Annotated in this window: 18 protein-coding genes and 1 tRNA gene; 10 read left to right on the forward strand and 9 right to left on the reverse strand. The window is 67.8% G+C overall.

What is annotated here, in order from left to right:
• Nucleotides 1-56: 56 nt before the first annotated feature.
• Nucleotides 57-569, forward strand: coding sequence for a hypothetical protein (locus tag ACAM42_RS18530; RefSeq protein WP_139701662.1), 513 nt, complete (start codon nt 57-59; stop codon nt 567-569).
• Between the two features lie 40 nt (nt 570-609).
• Here the strand turns inward: ACAM42_RS18530 and ACAM42_RS18535 are convergent, their stop codons facing one another.
• Nucleotides 610-840, reverse strand: coding sequence for a helix-turn-helix domain-containing protein (locus ACAM42_RS18535; protein ID WP_062470169.1), 231 nt, complete (start codon nt 838-840; stop codon nt 610-612).
• 70 nt (nt 841-910) lie between these two features.
• On the opposite strand from ACAM42_RS18535, the gene ACAM42_RS18540 reads away from it, so the two are divergent.
• The 3 genes from ACAM42_RS18540 (at nt 911) to ACAM42_RS18550 (ending at nt 3,571) form a co-directional block, all read left to right on the forward strand.
• Complete coding sequence (locus tag ACAM42_RS18540) at nt 911-1,636, forward strand: LexA family transcriptional regulator (RefSeq protein ID WP_083259139.1); 726 nt, start codon at nt 911-913, stop codon at nt 1,634-1,636.
• Between the two features lie 540 nt (nt 1,637-2,176).
• Nucleotides 2,177-2,410, forward strand: coding sequence for a hypothetical protein (locus tag ACAM42_RS18545; protein ID WP_369628980.1), 234 nt, complete (start codon nt 2,177-2,179; stop codon nt 2,408-2,410).
• Nucleotides 2,411-2,512: 102 nt separating this feature from the next.
• A complete protein-coding gene (locus ACAM42_RS18550) occupies nt 2,513-3,571 on the forward strand; it encodes an asparaginase (RefSeq protein ID WP_369628981.1) in 1,059 nt (352 codons plus the stop codon).
• 15 nt (nt 3,572-3,586) lie between these two features.
• Here the strand turns inward: ACAM42_RS18550 and ACAM42_RS18555 are convergent, their stop codons facing one another.
• Complete coding sequence (locus ACAM42_RS18555) at nt 3,587-4,489, reverse strand: LysR family transcriptional regulator (RefSeq protein ID WP_369628982.1); 903 nt, start codon at nt 4,487-4,489, stop codon at nt 3,587-3,589.
• Between the two features lie 121 nt (nt 4,490-4,610).
• On the opposite strand from ACAM42_RS18555, the gene ACAM42_RS18560 reads away from it, so the two are divergent.
• Both ACAM42_RS18560 and ACAM42_RS18565 read left to right on the forward strand, forming a co-directional pair.
• Nucleotides 4,611-5,318 (forward strand): type 1 glutamine amidotransferase domain-containing protein, encoded by a 708-nt coding sequence (locus ACAM42_RS18560; protein WP_369628983.1) that lies wholly within the window; start codon nt 4,611-4,613, stop codon nt 5,316-5,318.
• Between the two features lie 15 nt (nt 5,319-5,333).
• Nucleotides 5,334-6,191, forward strand: coding sequence for a type 1 glutamine amidotransferase domain-containing protein (locus ACAM42_RS18565; RefSeq protein WP_307635746.1), 858 nt, complete (start codon nt 5,334-5,336; stop codon nt 6,189-6,191).
• Between the two features lie 78 nt (nt 6,192-6,269).
• Here the strand turns inward: ACAM42_RS18565 and ACAM42_RS18570 are convergent.
• The 5 genes from ACAM42_RS18570 to tolB form a co-directional block, all read right to left on the reverse strand.
• A tRNA-Lys gene (locus tag ACAM42_RS18570) sits at nt 6,270-6,345 on the reverse strand.
• Nucleotides 6,346-6,396: 51 nt separating this feature from the next.
• Nucleotides 6,397-7,215, reverse strand: coding sequence for a ThiF family adenylyltransferase (locus tag ACAM42_RS18575; protein ID WP_369632783.1), 819 nt, complete (start codon nt 7,213-7,215; stop codon nt 6,397-6,399).
• 80 nt (nt 7,216-7,295) lie between these two features.
• Nucleotides 7,296-8,048: a tol-pal system protein YbgF gene (gene ybgF, locus ACAM42_RS18580; protein WP_062470144.1), complete on the reverse strand. Its 753-nt coding sequence runs from the start codon at nt 8,046-8,048 to the stop codon at nt 7,296-7,298.
• On the reverse strand, nt 8,048-8,566 hold the full coding sequence (gene pal / locus ACAM42_RS18585; protein WP_070060805.1) for a peptidoglycan-associated lipoprotein Pal: 519 nt from the start codon (nt 8,564-8,566) through the stop codon (nt 8,048-8,050). Before pal ends, ybgF begins: the two co-directional genes overlap by 1 nt.
• A 36-nt stretch (nt 8,567-8,602) precedes the next feature.
• Entirely contained in the window at nt 8,603-9,829 is a 1,227-nt protein-coding gene (tolB, locus tag ACAM42_RS18590; protein WP_216360076.1) for a Tol-Pal system beta propeller repeat protein TolB, read from the reverse strand.
• Between the two features lie 253 nt (nt 9,830-10,082).
• Between tolB and msbA the strand changes: the two genes are divergently transcribed.
• The gene (msbA, locus tag ACAM42_RS18595; protein ID WP_369628984.1) at nt 10,083-11,867 is read left to right on the forward strand and encodes a lipid A export permease/ATP-binding protein MsbA; all 1,785 of its coding nucleotides are present in this window, start codon (nt 10,083-10,085) and stop codon (nt 11,865-11,867) included.
• A gap of 3 nt (nt 11,868-11,870) precedes the next feature.
• On the opposite strand, the gene ACAM42_RS18600 is transcribed toward msbA, so the two are convergent.
• A complete protein-coding gene (locus ACAM42_RS18600) occupies nt 11,871-12,632 on the reverse strand; it encodes a GntR family transcriptional regulator (RefSeq protein WP_095745433.1) in 762 nt (253 codons plus the stop codon).
• 99 nt (nt 12,633-12,731) lie between these two features.
• Here ACAM42_RS18600 and ACAM42_RS18605 point away from each other — a divergent pair, with 99 nt between their 5' ends.
• The 3 genes from ACAM42_RS18605 (at nt 12,732) to ACAM42_RS18615 (ending at nt 15,937) form a co-directional block, all read left to right on the forward strand.
• Nucleotides 12,732-13,514 (forward strand): SDR family oxidoreductase, encoded by a 783-nt coding sequence (locus ACAM42_RS18605; RefSeq protein WP_070060808.1) that lies wholly within the window; start codon nt 12,732-12,734, stop codon nt 13,512-13,514.
• 47 nt (nt 13,515-13,561) lie between these two features.
• A complete protein-coding gene (locus ACAM42_RS18610) occupies nt 13,562-14,494 on the forward strand; it encodes a 3-keto-5-aminohexanoate cleavage protein (RefSeq protein WP_369628985.1) in 933 nt (310 codons plus the stop codon).
• 111 nt (nt 14,495-14,605) lie between these two features.
• Nucleotides 14,606-15,937 carry an MFS transporter gene (locus ACAM42_RS18615; protein WP_095745436.1) on the forward strand — a complete coding sequence of 444 codons (1,332 nt, stop codon included), beginning with the start codon at nt 14,606-14,608 and terminating at the stop codon, nt 15,935-15,937.
• Nucleotides 15,938-15,970: 33 nt separating this feature from the next.
• Here the strand turns inward: ACAM42_RS18615 and rng are convergent, their stop codons facing one another.
• The gene (gene rng, locus ACAM42_RS18620) at nt 15,971-17,497 is read right to left on the reverse strand and encodes a ribonuclease G (protein ID WP_056580445.1); all 1,527 of its coding nucleotides are present in this window, start codon (nt 17,495-17,497) and stop codon (nt 15,971-15,973) included.

A 17,497-nucleotide genomic window follows, 5' to 3' on the forward strand; every position in this document is an offset into this window, starting at 1 on the left:
CTGCGCGGGCCGGGTAGCATGGCAAGGTCAGGGAACCCGCCAAGGAGCCACGCCGCATGCCTTCTTCGATCGAACTCGCCCGGGGCGATGAAAAACTCATCGCGGCCATCCACCGCAGCCGACGCCTGATCGGCCGCAAGGCCCTCATGGCCGCCGCCGCCAGCGCCGTGCCGCTGCCTGGCGTCGACTGGATGGCCGACGCGGCGCTGCTGTCGCGCCTGGTGCCGCAGATCAGCGCAGAGTTCGGGCTCTCCGTCACCCAGGTCGAAAAGCTTGCGCCGCACCAGCGCGAGCGCATCCAGAAGGCCGCGACCACGCTGGGCGCCCTGCTTGTGGGGCGGCTCGTCACGCGCGAGCTGCTCATGAAGCTGGCCCGGCACGCCGGCATCCGCCTCACCGCCAAGCAGGCCACCAAGTACGTGCCCATCGCCGGGCAGGTCGTGTCGGCCGCGCTCGGCTATGCCGCGTTGCGCGCGCTGGGCGAACAGCACATCAAGGACTGCGTGCGCGTGAGCACCACGCTGGCCCTGACGCCGCCCGAGCCCGCCGAACGGCTCAAGCCGGCCTGATCCGGCCACTTCCGGCTCAGTTGCCGGCTCAGTTGCCGGCTCAGTCGCCGGCTGGCGGCGGCCCATAGTGCGGGGCCGGCCGCAGCGCCTCTTCCTTCATGCGCTGCTCGTAGGCGGCCAGCAGCGCGACGTAGTGGCGCGACATCACGTCGCTCACCCGCCCCAGCCCGATCTTGCTGACCGTGGGCTGCGGAATGCCCGTGCGTTCCTGGATCTGCTTTTGCGTCAATCCGAGCGCTCGCAGCGCCTGCACCAATTCGCGTGGCTTCATATCGATCCTCCCTTTTTTTCCTATTTTAGAGTCCAATACGAATATTCATCTGCGCTTGAATCTCCACCCCATGGAGACTATTGCTTCACGTGCCCTGGCCGCACGCAAATTCGCCAAGATGACGCAGAAGCAGGCCGAGGCCGCTTCGGGCGTCAAGCAGTCGAGCATCTCGAAGATCGAGCGTGGCGACACCAGCCGGTCGATGAGCGTGCTCGCCCTGGCACGCGCCTACCGCGCCGACCCCAACTGGCTCGACACCGGCGACGGCCCGGCCCCGTGGGACGAAGTGCAGATCCGCCTGGCACGCGACAACGCCCACGAGCCGCCCGGCCCCTACCGCGTCACCCGCATCGCGCCCGTCGGCCCGGCCTTCGCGCCGCAGACGCCCGGCACCGTGCCGCTGATCTCGTGGGAGCAGGCCGGCGAATGGCGCGGCGCCGAATCGCCGCCCCGGCCCACGCTGGCCGAACGCTGGATTCCCTGCATCGCGCACCACAGCGCCGGCACCTACGCGCTGCGCGTGCGCGGCGACAGCATGACCTCGCCGCACGGGCACCTGAAGAGCTACCCGGCCGGATCGATCGTCTTCGTCGACCCGCAGCACACCACGCCCGACGACGGCGAGCGCGTGGTCGCCAAGCTCGACGACGACATCCGCGGCGAAGTCACCTTCAAGGTCTACAAGGAAGACGCGGGCCGCCGCTGGCTGCTGCCGCTGAACCCTGCACACGAGGCCGTGCGCGTGCCCTTCACCGTGCTGGGCACCGTGATCGGCAAGTGGGAAGACGAAGACTGAAGGCCCAAAGGGCCTCTTTTCGCGAGGTCAGGTTGCGTACAGATTCGCCGGGCACAGTGAGGTTTCTCCCGGTGGCTTGCACCTCTGATCCTCCCTCCTCCAGCAAGTCACCTTCCAGCCCGCCCTCGTGCGGGCTGTTTTTTTGCCTGCCCCGCTGCGCGCCGGGCAGAGGCTTTTGATGGGGTCGGTTCATTCTGGTATATAATTCGCGGTTGCCCGAAATCATCGGGCATTTGCCTGGCCAGGCAAGCTGAATCTCATACCAGCGCGTCGAAGTCATAGCGACGAGAAAAACAACAATGACTTCCGCAAACGAATCTTTGCCGTAGCGTGGACCGCGTAAGAGTTCACGACCACATTCCGACAAAAGCCCTCCTCGCGAGGGCTTTTTCATTTCTGCGCGCTGGCGCCCCCAAGGCGTCCGCCTTCCGTCAACCCCTCTTTTTTCCTACATGGTGTAACGGAATGCGACCTACGCAGTACCACGCGGGCCCAAGAGACGATTCGTTCACTGTCAGCACAGGGAACAAAGGGAATCACATGAGCCTCAGGGACATCCGCGAACGCTACGGCGTCAGCTTCGAAAGAGGAGCCCGCGTCATCTGCGGCGGCCGGCTCGGCACCGTCGCCGGCGCGAGCAATTCGCACATCCGCATCAAGTTCGACGGGCGCCAGATCAGCAGCCCGTGCGATCCCCTGGAGGTTCAGCCCTGCCACGAAGGCGCCGTGAACCTCGCAGCGCAGACCACGCAAGACTGGCACGCCCCGGCGTAGCCCCGCCTGCGTGCCCGATGGGGCACATCTTCCTGGGCGTCCACGGTGTGGCGCAGCCGTCGCGTAGCATCGGCGCGCACCCTCACACCGCCAAGGAAACCCATGAAGACTCTGAAGAGGACACTCGCACTTGCGGCGATCGGCCTGGCAGCCGTGGCCACGTCGGCGCAGGCGCAGACCCGACCCGTCGTGCAGTTCATCGCCACGGGCGGCACCATCGCGATGAAGATCGACCCCGTCACCAAGGGCGTGGTGCCCGCGATCTCGGGCGACGACCTGATGCAGACGGTGCCCGACGCCGGCAAGTACGCGACCATCGAGGTCAACAACTTCTCGGCCATGTCGTCCAACTACATCGAGGCGAAATGGTGGACGCGCCTGACCAAGGCCGTCGACGACGCGCTCGCGCGCCCCGAGGTGGCCGGCGTGGTCATCGCGCACGGCACCGACACCATGGAAGAAACGGCCTACTGGCTGGACCTGACCGTCAAGTCCGACAAGCCGGTGATCCTGATCGGCGCGCAGCGCAATGCCTCGTCACCCGACTTCGACGGCCCGCGCAACCTGCTCAACGCCATCCGCATCGCCACCACGCCCGAGGCGCGCGGCAAGGGCGTGATGCTGGCGATGAACAACCAGATCAACGCGGCGCGCAACGTCACCAAGACGCACACCGCCAACGTCGAGACCTTCAATTCGGGCGACTTCGGTTTCCTGGGCGAGGTGTGGGACGACAAGGTCATCTTCACCCGTGCGCCGCTGCGCCGCCAGCACATCGACATCGGCAGCGCCGAGATGCCGCGCGTGGAAATCGTCGCCATGTTCGGCGGCGCCGACGGCTCGCTCATGCGCTACGCCGTCGACCAGGGCGCCAAGGGCATCGTGGTGCAGGCGGTGGGCATGGGCAACATGAACGTCTCGATGTTCGAGGCGCTCAAGTACGCGCTGTCGAAAGGCGTGCCGGTGGTCGTCTCCACGCGCGTGCACAACGGCCGCACGCGCCCGGTCTACGGCTTCGTGGGTGGCGGCAAGACCAGCGACGAGGCCGGCGCCGTGATGGCCGGCGACCTGAGCCCGCAGAAGGCGCGCCTGCTGCTCATGCTCCAGCTGCACCGCGGCGTCACGGGCAAGGCCGAGCTGCAGGCCGCGTTCGACCGCTGAGCCCCGCGCACCGCGTCAGGCCGGCGCGCCGGCCAACGCATCGATCAGGGCGCGCGAGGCGGACGACAGCCGCCGGTGCGGCGCATAGATCACCGACACCGGCCGCGAACGCCCGCACGCCGGCGCCAGCACCTCCACCGCACGGCCCCGCGCGAACAGCGGGCGCGCGATGAAGTCGTAGGTCTGGCAGATTCCGAGCCCGCTCAGCGCGAGCGCAACCACGCCCAACACATCGTCCGACACCTGGAGGCTGCCGTGCGGCGTCCAGTCCACGTCGCGCCCGTCCTCCTGAAGAATCCACGGCGCCACGCGGCCGGTGCTGGGCATCACGAAAGGCAGGCAGGCGTGCTGCGCGAGGTCGCCGATGCGCGCCGGCATGCCTGCGCGCGCGATGTAGTCCGGCGCGGCCAGCAGGCACATCGGCGCGTCCTCAAGCTTGCGCCCGACCAGGCCGCTGTCGGGCAACGGACCCATGCGGATCGCGAGGTCGTAGCCCTCGGCCACGAGGTCGACGTTGCGGTTGGTGATGTTCAGCTCGACGCGCACCTGCGGGTGGCGGGTGCAGAAAGGCTGCAGCAGCGCCGGCAGCCGGTGATGGGCATAGGTGGTGGGCACGCTCAGGCGCACGCTGCCGGTGAGCTCGTCGCCCTGCCCCTGCATCGCGCGCTCGGCATCGTCGATGAGCGCGAAGGCCGCACGCGACTGCTCCAGGTACAGCCGCCCCTGCTCGGTGAGGCTCAGGCGCCGCGTCGTGCGGCGCAGCAGCTGCACGCCCAGCCGCGCCTCCAGGCGCGTGATCGCGCGGCTGAGCACCGAGGGCGTCGTCGCCAGCGCCACGGCACCGGCAGTCATCGAGCCCTTCTCGACCACGGTGATGAAGGTTTCCACATCTCCTAGGTGATCGAATCGGCGGCTCATCTTGTCTCCCAAAGAACAAATATTTTCCTGACCGGCCAGTTTATCGCCGGCGAGGCAATCAATACATTCGATCTCAAGGGCCGCAGGGCCCGGCCTCTTCACCCTTCTCCAGGAGCTACAGATGACTTCCACCACCACCGCCCCGTCGATCCGCCCCGTGCTCATGGTGCTCACCAGCCATGGCACCAAGGGCGCCACCGGCGGCGAGCCGACGGGCTTCTACCTCGGCGAACTGACCCACCCGCTGGCAGAGCTCGAAGCAGCCGGAATCCCCTTCGAACTCGCGTCCATCCAGGGCGGCGAACCGCCGGTCGATGGCCTGGACCTCGGCGATGCGATCAATGCGCGCTACTGGAACGACAGCGGCTTTCGCGAGGCCCTGCGTCACACGCAGCGCCTGGGCGATGTCGACGCCTCGAAGTACAGCGCGATCTTCTTCGCCGGCGGGCACGGCTCGATGTGGGACTTTCCGACCAGCCCCGACGCAGCGCGCGTGACCCGCGAGGTCTACGAAGCGGGCGGCGTGGTGGGCGCGGTGTGCCACGGCCCCGCGGCGCTGGTCAACGTGACGCTGGGCAACGGCGCCTACCTGGTCGCGGGCAAGAACCTCAGCGCCTTCACCGACGACGAAGAACGCGCCGTCGGCCTCGCGCAGACCGTGCCCTTCCTGCTCGCCACCACGCTCGTGCAACGCGGCGCGCACCACCATCCGGCGCCCGACTGGACGGCGCAGGTCGTGGTCGACGGCCGGCTCGTCACGGGGCAGAACCCGCAGTCGGCCGCGGGCGTCGGCGCGGCGATGCGCGAACTGCTGCTGCGCCAGAACTGAAAGGAAAGAACGTCCATGAACTCGCTCCACAAACTCGCCGCCGTCGCGACCCTCGGCATGGCCGCACTCGGCGCGCAGGCCGCCAACGTGCTGGTCGTGCTGTCGGATGCCGACCACCTCGACCTGAAGGACGGCAAGGTCTTCGCCACCGGCTTCTATCTGAACGAACTGATGCAGCCGGTGAAGCTGCTGCTCGACGCCGGCCACCAGCTGACCTTCGCTACGCCGCAGGGCAACGCGCCCACCGTGGACGCATCGTCGGTCGACAAGATGTATTTCGATGGCGACGAAGCCGCCCTCAAACAGCACAAGGCACTGCTCGACAAATTGAAGCTCACCTCGCGCACGGACTCGCCGGTGATCAGCCTGTCGCGCGTGGCGCAGATCGGCTACGCCCGCTTCGATGCCGTCTATGTGCCGGGTGGCCATGCGCCCATGCAGGACCTGCTGACCAGCCCCGCGCTGGGCCGGCTGCTCGCGGACTTCCATGCACGCCACAAGACCACGGCCCTCGTGTGCCACGGCCCGATCGCACTGCTCTCGACCTTGCCCGATGCACAGGGCTTCACGAACCGGCTCGCGGCGGGCGGCACGGTCGAGCAACGCCCCGACTGGATCTACGCCGGCTACCGCATGACCGTGATCAGCAACCAGGAGGAGGAGCTTGCCAAGGCGGCGCTGCAGGGCGGCACGATGAAGTTCTACCCGCAGACCGCGCTGCAGCAGGCCGGCGGCGCCTACAGCAGCAACCAGGCGCCGTTCACGCCGAACGTGGTGATGGACCGCGAGCTCATCACCGGGCAGAACCCGGCGTCGGCGCTTGGCGTGGGGCGCGAACTGCTCAAGCGGCTCCGGCAACAGCCGGCGTCCTGACCGCCTGCCTGGCGTCGGACCCAAGAAAAAAGCCAGCTGTCGGGTGACAGCTGGCTTTTCATGTTTCGCATGGCTCGGTGGTAGGACGTACTGGATTCGAACCAGTGACCAACGGATTAAAAGTCCGCTGCTCTACCAACTGAGCTAACGTCCCGGAACCATTTTTCTTGCTTCTTGCCGACGTTGAATCCAGCAAAGCCTTGGATTATAGCGTGGTGTTTCTCGCAATTTCGTCGAGCACCCAGCCTGCCGCACATTGACCGAAGGTGGCGGTCACGCTGACCACCGATCCGTAGCCGTGGCAGTTGAGCGAACCGTCGCCCGCATCGATCTGGCAGGACGCATCGGGCGGTGCCACGCTCTCGCGGCTGAACACGCAGGCGAGGCCGATCTTGCGGCCTTCGCGCGGCGCGCCGTGCAGCTTGCGCAGCCGCTGGCGAAGCTGGGCCAACAGCGGGTCGTGGGTGACGAGCGAGAGGTCGTCGATGTCGACCTTGTGCGCCTGCCGCTTGCCGCCCGCCGCACCGACCGTGATGAACGCGGTGCTGCGCGACACGGTGCGTGCCCAGGCGGCGATGGCGAGCTTGGCCTTCACCTGGTCGCAGGCATCGATGACCGCATGGACCGGTCCGTGGGCGGCCTGCGCGGTCTCGAGCAGCGAAGCCCAGTTGTCGGGCTCGACGAACTCGTCGATGGCGAGCACCTGGCAGTCGGGGTTGATCTGCGCGATGCGCTCGCGCATGGCCTCGACCTTGGCCTGCCCGACGGTCGAGTCGAGCGCGTGAATCTGGCGGTTGATGTTCGACTCCGACACGTGGTCGAGATCGATGAGCGTCAGGCGCCCCACCCCACTGCGTGCCAGCGCCTCCACGGCCCACGAGCCCACGCCGCCGATGCCGACGACGAGCACATGCGCGTGACGGATGCGCGCGGCACCGGCCACGCCGTACAGGCGCTCGAGGCCGCCGAAGCGGCGCGCAAAGTCAGGCGCCGCGGTGTCGGTGAGGACATCCGCGGCGGCCATGGGGAGGGACGAGGCTTCTTCAGCCGAAGGCGTCATCGAAGCACTCTCAAGCGGAACACTCCGTCGAAACGGTCATTGCATCAACGCAGGCGCGACAGACGCTCGCGGCCGGCCTGTGCGGCTTCCGACTGCGGGTAGGCCTTGGTCAGGTCTTCCAGCGTGCGGCGTGCGGCGCGCGTGTCCTTCAGTTCGATCTGGCAATTCGCGATCGACAGCACGGCTTCGGGTGCCTTGGCGTGGTCGGGCGCGAGCGAGAGCATCGAGCGGAAATTGGCGATGGCTTCGTTGTAGTTGCGCGTGGCGTACTGCGCATTGCCGAGCCAGAACAGCGCGGACGCGTTGTAGCCGCTTTGCGGGTAGCGCTTCACGAACTCGGCGAAGGCGGTCTGGGCCTGCGCGAACTGGCCCGAGCGGAAGACGCCCAGGGCGGCTTCGAAGTCGGCCTTTTCCTTCGGATCGGCGTTGAACTCGCGGCCGTCGATCGAGACCTTGGAAGGCTCGTTCTGCTTGAGCTTGTCGTCGATCGTGGTCTGGCGCGACTGCATTTCGCTGAGCGTGCGCGTGAGCTGCTCGTTCTGGCCGGTCATGCGTGCCAGTTCGCCGCGCATCTGCTCGATCTGGCTTTGCAGGTCGAGCAGGCTGCGACGCAGCTGGCCGTTTTCGTCGGCCAGGCGCTGGTCGGTCTGCTGGCGCATGGCTTCGACGCGCTGGCGCAGGTCGAGGATGGCGCGGCGCGCCTCGTCGTCCTCGAACAGCGCAGCCTGCGAGCCGGCCGACGCGCAGAACAAGGCGGCGGCGAGGGCCGCGCCTCGCCACAGGGCACGTGGTTGCATCACCGGGTGTAGCGGATTTCAGCGCGGCGGTTCTGCGCCCACACTTCTTCGCCCGAGCCTTGGGCTGCGGGCTTTTCCTTGCCGAAGCTCACGGCTTCGATCTGGCTGTCGCTCACGCCCAGCAGCGTGAGCGCACGGCGCACGGCTTCGGAACGCTTCTGGCCGAGGGCCAGGTTGTACTCGCGGCCGCCGCGCTCGTCGGTGTGGCCTTCGATCGAGATGCGACGTTGCGTGGCGCCCTTGAGGAAGCGCGCGTGGCCGTCGATCACCGACTGGAACTCGGGCTTGACCGTGTAGCTGTCGTAGTCGAAGTACACGATGCGTGCCACGCCGACCGGACCTTGCGCCGTGTTGGCGTTCGGGTCGATGGTCACCGGGGCCACGGCGGTTGCGCCGCCTTGCTGGCCGCCGGCCGTGCCGCTGCGGTCGGTGACCGGCGTTTCGTTGAGCTTGGTGCCCGACGAGCAACCGGCGATGAGCGCCACGATGGCGAGCGAATAGATCGTACGTTTCAACATTTGCGAACTCCTCAAGTAAATTTATCTGGTCAATGCTTATTGCTTTTGAAACGGACCCCAGTCCGGTTCACGGATGTCTCCCGCCTGGCCCGCGAGGCGGGCCTTGATCTTTCCGTCCAGCGTGGTCGTCATGAGCGCCTCGCGGCCTTGCAGGTGCGTGGCATAGACGATCAGCTTGCTGTTGGGTGCGAAGCTCGGGCTCTCGTCGGCCGTGGTGTCGGTGATCGCGGCGACATTGCCGCTGGCCAACTCCATCACGTGGAGTTTGAACGCACCACCGACCCGCGAGATGTAGGCCAACCACCGGCCATCGCCGCTGACAGATGGAGAAATGTTGTAGGTGCCGCTGAAGGTGACCCGCGTCGGGTTGCCGCCGCTGGCGCTCATCTTGTAGATCTGGGGCGCGCCGCCGCGGTCGCTCACGAAGTAGATCGTGCTGCCGTCGGCCGAGTACACGGGCTCGGTGTCGATGCTCGAGCTCTGGGTGAGGCGGCGCGGTTCGCCGCCGCTGGCCGGGATGGTGTACAGCTGCGAACCGCCGTCGCGGCTGAGCGTGACGGCCAGCGAGCCGCCGTCGGGCGCCCAGGCCGGGGCGCTGTTGGAGCCCTTGAAGTTGGCGAGCAGCCGGCGCTGGCCGCTGGCCACGTTGTGCACGTAGACCACGGGCTTGCGCGACTCGAAGGACACATACGCCAACTGCTGGCCGTTGGACGACCAGCAAGGCGAGATGATCGGCTCGGGGCTGGCGAGCGCGGCCTGTGCGTTCTCGCCGTCGGCATCGGCCACCCACAGCGAGTAGCGGCTGCCCCCCTTGGTGACGTAGGCGATGCGGGTCGAGAAGATGCCCTTCTCGCCGGTCAGCTTCTCGTACACGTAGTCGGCGATGCGGTGGGCCGCCAAGCGCAGGTCGCCCTGCGGCACGGTGTAGCTCTGGCCGCCGAGGTCGCGGTCTTTCACGACGTCCCACAGGCGGAAGCGCACGTCGTAGCGGCCGTCGCCCAACCGGCTCACGCTGCCCACCACGAGCGAGTCGGCGGTGCGCTGGCGCCACAGGGCGAGGTCGGGGCGCGAGGACTCGTCGAGTGCCTGGCCCGAGGCATCGACGCCGCGGAACTGGCCGCTGCGTTCGAGGTCGGCCTGGACGATGTCGGAAATCTTCTGGGGCGAGGCGTCCTGCCCCCGGAAAGGCACGAGCGCGATCGGCAACTGCGTCAGCCCCACGCCCGACACCTCGACCCGGAACTGGGCCATGGCGGGAAGCATGGGAGAGGCAGCAAGGGCCGCGATGAGGCTGCGGCGTGCAATCAACGATGAAGAAGGAGTTGGGGAAAGATCTGGCAACGGCTTGTTCATGCGGTTCGGAGAGGTTTCCGGGTAAAAAGTTTCTCCCCGGCGTTTCACGGGCCACATGTTACACACTGGGTTGAACCCGCCGTCACAAAACGTTTATCCGGCGAAATGGTCCTACAGGCCTCTCGAAAGGCGGCCGGAGCGGCCCCGTAAAATCCGCCGCCATATGCAAGCATCCCCCGGCAGCGAGAGCGCCCGCCCTCCCCTCATGCGCCGGCTGGCGCGACTCATGACCTGGTTCGGCAGTTCGCGCCAATGGTGGGCCGTGGGGCTGATCGGCGCCCTGCTGGCCGCACTCACCGAGCCGCTCATGGCCGCCCTGCTCAAGCCGCTGCTCGACCGGGGCTTCACGCGCGGCGAAATGCCGCTGTGGTTCATTCCGGCCGCCGTGCTGCTGCTGTTCGCTGTGCGCGGCATCGCGCAATTCATTTCGCAGTACGCGCTCTCGCGCATCGCCAACGAAGGCATGCAGAAGCTGCGCCGCGTGCTGTTCGAGCGACTGCTCGGCGCCGAGCTGGCGCTGTTCGCGCGGCAGTCGGCCAGCGCGCTGTCGAACACGGTGGTGTACGAGGTGCAGACCGGCGCCATGCTGCTGGTGCAGGCGCTGCTCGGGCTGTCGCGCGACGGCTTCACGCTGATCGCGCTGCTGGGCTACCTGGTCTACCTGAACTGGAAGCTCACGCTCATCGTCGCCTTCCTGGTGCCCAGCATCTCCTGGATCATGAAGGTGTTCTCCAAGCGCCTGTACAAGCTCACGCAGCAAGGCCAGCAGGCCACCGACGAGCTGGCCTACGTGGTCGAGGAAAACGTGCTGGCCCACCGCGTCGTGCGGCTGCACGGCGCGGAGCAGGCGCAGGAGCGCCGCTTCGAACAACTGAGCCAGCGCCTGAACCGCCTGGCCGTGAAGTCCACCATCGCCCAGGCCGCCACCACGCCGCTGACGCAGATGATGGCTTCGCTGGCGCTGTCGGTGGTGGTGATGATCGCGCTGTGGCAAAGCGGCAAGCAGGGCTTCACGGTGGGCGGCTTCGTCGCCTACATCACGGCCATGCTGATGCTGATCGCACCGATCCGTCGCCTGGCCGAAGTGGCCGGGCCGATCACGCGCGGCCTCGCAGCGCTGGAGCGCGGGCTGATCCTCATCGACGAAGTCGCGCCTGAATCGCAGGGCACCTTCAGCATCGCGCACGCGCAAGGCCACATCGAGCTACGCAACGTGCAGGTCAGCTACCGCGGCGACGACGAACAGCGCGCGCTCGACGGCGTGAACCTCGTCATCGAACCCGGCCAGGTGGTGGCCTTCGTCGGCCCCTCGGGCTCGGGCAAGACCACGCTGGTCAACCTGCTGCCGCGTTTCGTGCAGCCCAGCGGCGGCCAGGTGCTGCTCGACGGCCACGACACCAGCGAGTGGCAGCTCAAGAGCCTGCGCGCCCAGTTCGCGATGGTGAGCCAGGACGTGGTGATGCTCAACGACACACTCGCCGCCAACGTGGCGCTGGGCGGCGACATCGACATCGCGCGCGTGCAGTCCTGCCTCGAGGCGGCCAACCTGAGCACGCACGTCGAAACCCTGCCGCAGGGCATCGACACTGTGCTGGGCCACAACGCCACGCAGCTGTCGGGCGGCCAGCGCCAGCGGCTGGCGATTGCCCGCGCGCTGTACAAGAACGCGCCCGTGCTGCTGCTCGACGAAGCCACATCGGCGCTGGACACCGAATCGGAACGGCTGGTGCAGGACGCCCTGCAGCGCCTGATGCAAGGCCGCACCACGCTGATCGTGGCGCACCGCCTGTCGACCATCCAGCACGCCGACCGCATCATCGTGATGGAGCAAGGCCGCATCGCCGAGCAGGGCAGCCACGAACAGCTCATGGCGCGCGACGGACTCTATGCGCGGCTGCAGACGCTGGCGGTGCGCAGCGCGGCGCCGGGGCAGGACCCGACGCTCTGACCGTCAGCGCGCGGTGCCCGCCGCGCTGCGCGCCTTCTTCGCCGCTGGTGCGGCGTTCTGCGGCGGCAGCGTGCCATCGGACACGAGCACGCCCGTCGACAGGATGAACTCCGCCGCGCTTTCGATGTCGCCCTGCAGCGCGGCACGGGCCTTGGCACCATCGCGGCGCTTCAGCGCGGCCAGCAGCGCCGCATGGTGCGACATCGCCACCTTGTCCCCCACGCGGCGCGAGCCGGCCCGCAGGTCGTAGTTGAGGATGGGGCCGATGCGCAGCCACAGCGCCTCGATCATCTGCAACAACACCGGCATGTCGGCGGCGGCGTAGACCGCGAAGTGGAACTCCTTGTTGAAGGTGACGAGCTTCGAGCCGTCCGGGCTCGCCGCATTCATCTCGGCCGCGAACTCGTCATGCCAGCGCGTGATGTCGCGCAGCGCCACCGCGCCCGACGCCGAGGCCGCCAGCTCCGTGGCCAGGCCTTCGAGGTTGGTGCGGATGGTGGTGATTTCCTTGAACTGGGCCGCCGTCATCCGGGGCACGCGCAAGGTGCGGCTGGGCGTGAGTTCGAGCGCCTGCTCGGCCACCAGGCGCTGCATCGCCTCGCGCACCGGCATCACGCTCACGCCCAGCGCCTCGGCCGCGCTGCGCAATGAAATCTGCTCGCCCGGCATCATCTGCCCACTCATCACGAGGTCGCGCAACTGGTCGTAGACGTTGGCGCTGAGCGTCTGGCGCTTCAGGGGGGTGACGAGATCGGTGAGGCTCATGCGTCGAAGTATATGGCCGGGGTATTCCCTATGAATTATCTGTGATCACAGATATACGATCCCCGTCATTCCGAAATCGACCTCAAGGATCTCTTCAGCATGTGGAACAACAACTCCCTCGCCGGCCGGCGCGTGCTCGTCACCGCCGGTGCCAACGGCATCGGCCTGGACATCGTGCGCAGCTTCGTGGCGGCGGGCGCCAAGGTCTTCGTCTGCGATGTGCAGGCTGCCAGCCTCGACCAGCTCGCGCGTGAACTGCCCGAGGTGGGCCGCTGCGTCGCCGACGTGTCGAACGAGGACGACGTGGCCCGCCTCTTCGAGGCCGTCGACCGCGAACTCGGCGGCCTCGACGTGCTGGTGAACAACGCCGGCGTGGCCGGCCCCACCGGGCCGGTCGAGACCGTCTCGCTCGCCGACTGGGAACGCACGATGGCCGTCAACGTCACCGGCCAGTTCCTCTGCGTGCGGCTGGCCGTGCCGCGGCTGCGCAAGGGCCGCCTGCCCGCCATCATCAACCTGTCCTCGGCCGCCGGGCACCTGGGCATGCCGGGGCGCTCGCCCTACTCCGCCTCGAAGTGGGCCGTCATCGGCTTCACGAAAACGCTGGCACTCGAGCTTGGGGCCGACGGCATCCGCGTCAACGCGATCCTGCCGGGCGCGGTCGACGGTCCGCGCATCCGTGCGGTGATCGCCGCCAAGGCCGAGGCGCTGGGCAAGCCGCTCGACGAAGTGACGCGCGCCTACACCGCGCAGGCCGCGCTGGGCCGCATGGTGACGGCCACGGACATCGCCAACATGGTGCTGTTCGCCGCGAGCGACCTGGCCGCCAGCGTCACGGGCCAGGAGCTCGTGGTGGACGGCCACACGCAAGCACTGAGCTGATCCGCTCGCACGCCCTTTCTTTCCCTCTTCTTCTTTCCGGACACCTCATGGCCCAACGCCCCAAAGCCATCATCACCTGCGCTCCCACGGGCGCCATCCACACGCCCAGCATGTCGCCGCACCTTCCCGTGACGGCCGACGAGATTGCGCAAGCTTCGATCGAAGCCGCCCGCGCCGGCGCCGCGATCCTGCACCTGCATGCGCGCGACCCGAAGGACGGCCGCCCGTCGCAGGACCCGGACCTGTTCCGCCCCTTCCTCTCGAAGATCAAGGCCGCAACCGATGCGGTGATCAACATCACCACCGGCGGCAGCCCGCACATGAGCGTCGAGGAGCGCATGCGCCCGGCCACCACCTTCAAGCCCGAGCTCGCGTCGCTCAACATGGGCTCGATGAACTTCGGCCTCTTTCCGATGCTGGAGCGCTTCAAGTCCTTCGAGCATGAATGGGAGCGCGAGCACCTGGAGAACAGCCGCAACCTGATCTTCAAGAACACCTTCGCCGACATCGAGAACATCCTCAAGCTCGGCAACGCCAACGGCACGCGTTTCGAGTTCGAGTGCTACGACGTGAGCCACCTCAACAACCTGCGGCACTTCCTGGACCGCGGGCTGGTGCAGGCGCCGGTCTTCGTGCAGACGGTCTTCGGCATCCTGGGCGGCATCGGTGCCGACCCCGAAGACCTGATGCACATGCGTCGCACCGCCGCACGGCTGTTCGGCGACCGCTTCGAGTGGTCGATCCTCGGCACCGGCCGCAACCAGCTGCCGCTGGCCACCATCGGCGCGGCCATGGGCGCGCATGTGCGCGTCGGGCTCGAAGACTCGCTGTGGATCGGCCCGGGCCGGCTCGCCGCGTCGAGCGCCGAACAGGTGCTGCGCATCCGCGCCGTGCTGGAGGCCCTGAACATCGACATCGCGACACCCGCCGAGGCGCGCGAGATCCTCGGCCTCAAGGGCGCGGCGAACGTCGACTTCTAGCCCTGCGCCAGAACCACTGACCCGACTCGGCCCGGCCCATGACCGGGCCGCATCTGCACGCCCGCCGACGACCTTCCGCCAGAACACGACAGGACAGGAGAGAGACATCCCATGCAACACCCATCCATCCCCGCCACGCCGCCGGGCCTGCGCGCCCGCCAGGCCGTCGACGAACAGGCCTCGCTCAATGCGCTGATCTTCCGCAAGCTCATGCCGCTGCTGGTGCTGGCCTATGTGATCAGCTTCATCGACCGCACCAACATCGCGCTGGCCAAGAGCCACATGGCCGTGGACATCGGCATCTCGGCGGCCGCCTACGGGCTGGGCGCCGGGCTGTTCTTTCTGAGCTACGCGCTGCTCGAAGTGCCCAGCAATCTGGTGATGCACCGCGTGGGCGCCCGCTGGTGGATCGCCCGCATCATGATCACCTGGGGCCTGCTGTCGGCCGGCATGGCCTTCGTCACGGGCGAGACCTCGTTCTACGTGATGCGCATCCTGCTCGGCGCGGCGGAAGCCGGCCTGTTCCCGGGCGTGATGCTGTACCTGAACTACTGGTTCGGCCGCAAGGACCGCGCACGCGCCACGGGCTACTTCCTGCTCGGCGTGTGCATCGCGAACATCCTCAGCGGCCCGGTCGGCGGCGCGCTGCTGCAGATGGACGGCCTGTGGGGCTGGCATGGCTGGCAGTGGATGTTCGTGCTCGAAGGCCTGCCCGCCGTGGCGCTGGCCTTCGTGGTCTGGCGCAAGCTGCCCGACGGCCCCTCCAGCGCCAGCTGGCTCACGCGCCCGCAGGCACAGGCCATCGAACGCCAGCTTGCCGCCGAACGCGCCGAGGACGTCGCCAACGGCCAGGTCGGCGAGTCGTTCCGCGCCTGCCTGGTCGACCGGCAGATCTGGCTGGCGATCTTTGTCTACTTCTGCCACCAGATCAGCATCTACACGGTGATCTTCTTCCTGCCGAGCATCATCGGCACCTACGGCAAGCTCTCGCCGCTGGAGATCGGCGCGCTCAACTCGCTGCCCTGGGTGGCCGCCGCCGTCGGCGCCATTGCGCTGCCGCGGCTCGCGGTCACGCCGCAGCGCGGCAGGCTCCTGCTGCTGGTCGGGTTGGTCTCGATGGCGGTGGGCTTGCTGATCGCAGCCTTCGCAAGCCCGGCCGTCGCGCTGGCCGGCTTCTGCCTCACGGGCTCGATGTTCTTCGTCGTGCAGTCCGTGATCTTCCTGTTCGCGTCGTCACGGCTGGCCGGCGTGGCGCTGGCAGGTGGACTCGCGTTGGTCAACACCTGCGGCCTCGTGGGCGGCTTCATCGGCCCGTCGGTGATGGGCTGGATCGAACAGAGCACGGGCAGCACGAAGAACGGGCTGCTGCTGATCGCCGGCATGCTGGTGGCCGCCGCGCTGGCCAGCGTCTGGATGCGGCAAGGCCAGGAGTCGAAGCGCTGACCCGTCGTTGCAACGGGCCGCGCGCTCCTGTCGTCAGAGCAGCACGATGTCGTATTGCCCCTGCCCGATCGCCGGCTCCGACTGCAGCGAGATCGGCTTGCCGATGAAGTCGCTCAGCCCCGCGAGGTGCTGGCTCTCTTCGTCGAGGAACAGCTCGATGACCTGCGGTGACGAGACGATGCGGAACTCGCGCGGCGTGAACTGCCGCGCCTCGCGCAAGATCTCGCGCATCACGTCGTAGGCCACGCTGCGCGCGGTCTTCACGATGCCCTGCCCGCCGCAGGCCACGCAGGGCTCGCACAGCATGTGGGCCAGCGATTCGCGCGTGCGCTTGCGCGTCATCTCGACCAGGCCGAGTTGCGAGAAGCCTCCGGCCGTGGTCTTCACGCGGTCGCGCGCGAGCTGCTTGCGGAACTCCGCCAGCACCTGCTCGCGGTGGTCGTCGCGCGCCATGTCGATGAAGTCGACGATGATGATCCCGCCCAGGTTGCGCAGGCGCAGCTGCCGCGCAATGGCCTGTGCGGCCTCGAGGTTGGTCTTGAAGATGGTGTCGTCGAAGTTGCGCGCACCGACGAAGCCGCCGGTGTTCACGTCGACGGTGGTCAGCGCCTCGGTCTGGTCGACCACGAGGTAGCCGCCCGATTTCAGGTCGACGCGCCGGCCCAGCGCCTTCGCGATTTCCTCGTCCACCGAGTACAGGTCGAAGATCGGCCGCTCGCCCTTGTAGTGCTGCAGCTTGCCGGCCGCCTGCGGCATGAATTCGAGGCCGAACTTCAGCAGCACCTCGAACTGCTCGCGCGAGTCGATGCGGATGGTCTGCGTGTCTTCGCTCGTCATGTCGCGCAGCACGCGTTGCAGCAGGCTCAGGTCCTGGTGCAGCAGCGACATGGCCGGCATCCGGCTCGAGGCCTCGCGGATGCGCGTCCAGGTCTTGCGCAGGTAGGCGATGTCCTCGGCCAGTTCGGCATCGGCCGCGTCTTCGCCGTTGGTGCGCAGGATGAAGCCGCCCGTGTTCACAGGCACCACGCCACCGCTCTCGGCGGCCGCGGCCGCTTCGATGAGCGCCAGCATGCGGTTGCGCAGCGACTCGCGCTGATCGGGCGGGATCTTCTGCGACACGCCGATGTGGTTGTCCTGTGGCAGGAACACCAGCAGCCGGCCCGCGATGCTGATCTGCGTGGACAGCCGCGCGCCCTTGGTGCCGATCGGGTCCTTGATGACCTGCACCAGCAGCGACTGGCCCTCGAACACCTGCTTCTCGATGGGCACCATCGGCCCGCCGTTGCGGTGGTCGCGCTCGGGCGGCGTGGCGCTCGGGCGCGAGCCCGGCGTGAACGGCGAGACGATGTCGGCCACGTGCAGGAAGGCGGTGCGCTCCAGGCCGATGTCGATGAAGGCCGACTGCATGCCCGGCAGCACGCGCGAGACCTTGCCCAGGTAGATGTTGCCGACCAGCCCGCGCTCGAGCGTGCGCTCGACGTGCAGCTCTTGCACCGCGCCGTGCTCGACCAGCGCCACACGGGTCTCCTGCGGAGACCAGTTGATCAGGATGTCTTGCAT

This window comes from Variovorax sp. V35 (assembly GCF_041154465.1).
Taxonomy (GTDB): Bacteria; Pseudomonadota; Gammaproteobacteria; order Burkholderiales; family Burkholderiaceae_C; genus Variovorax; species Variovorax boronicumulans.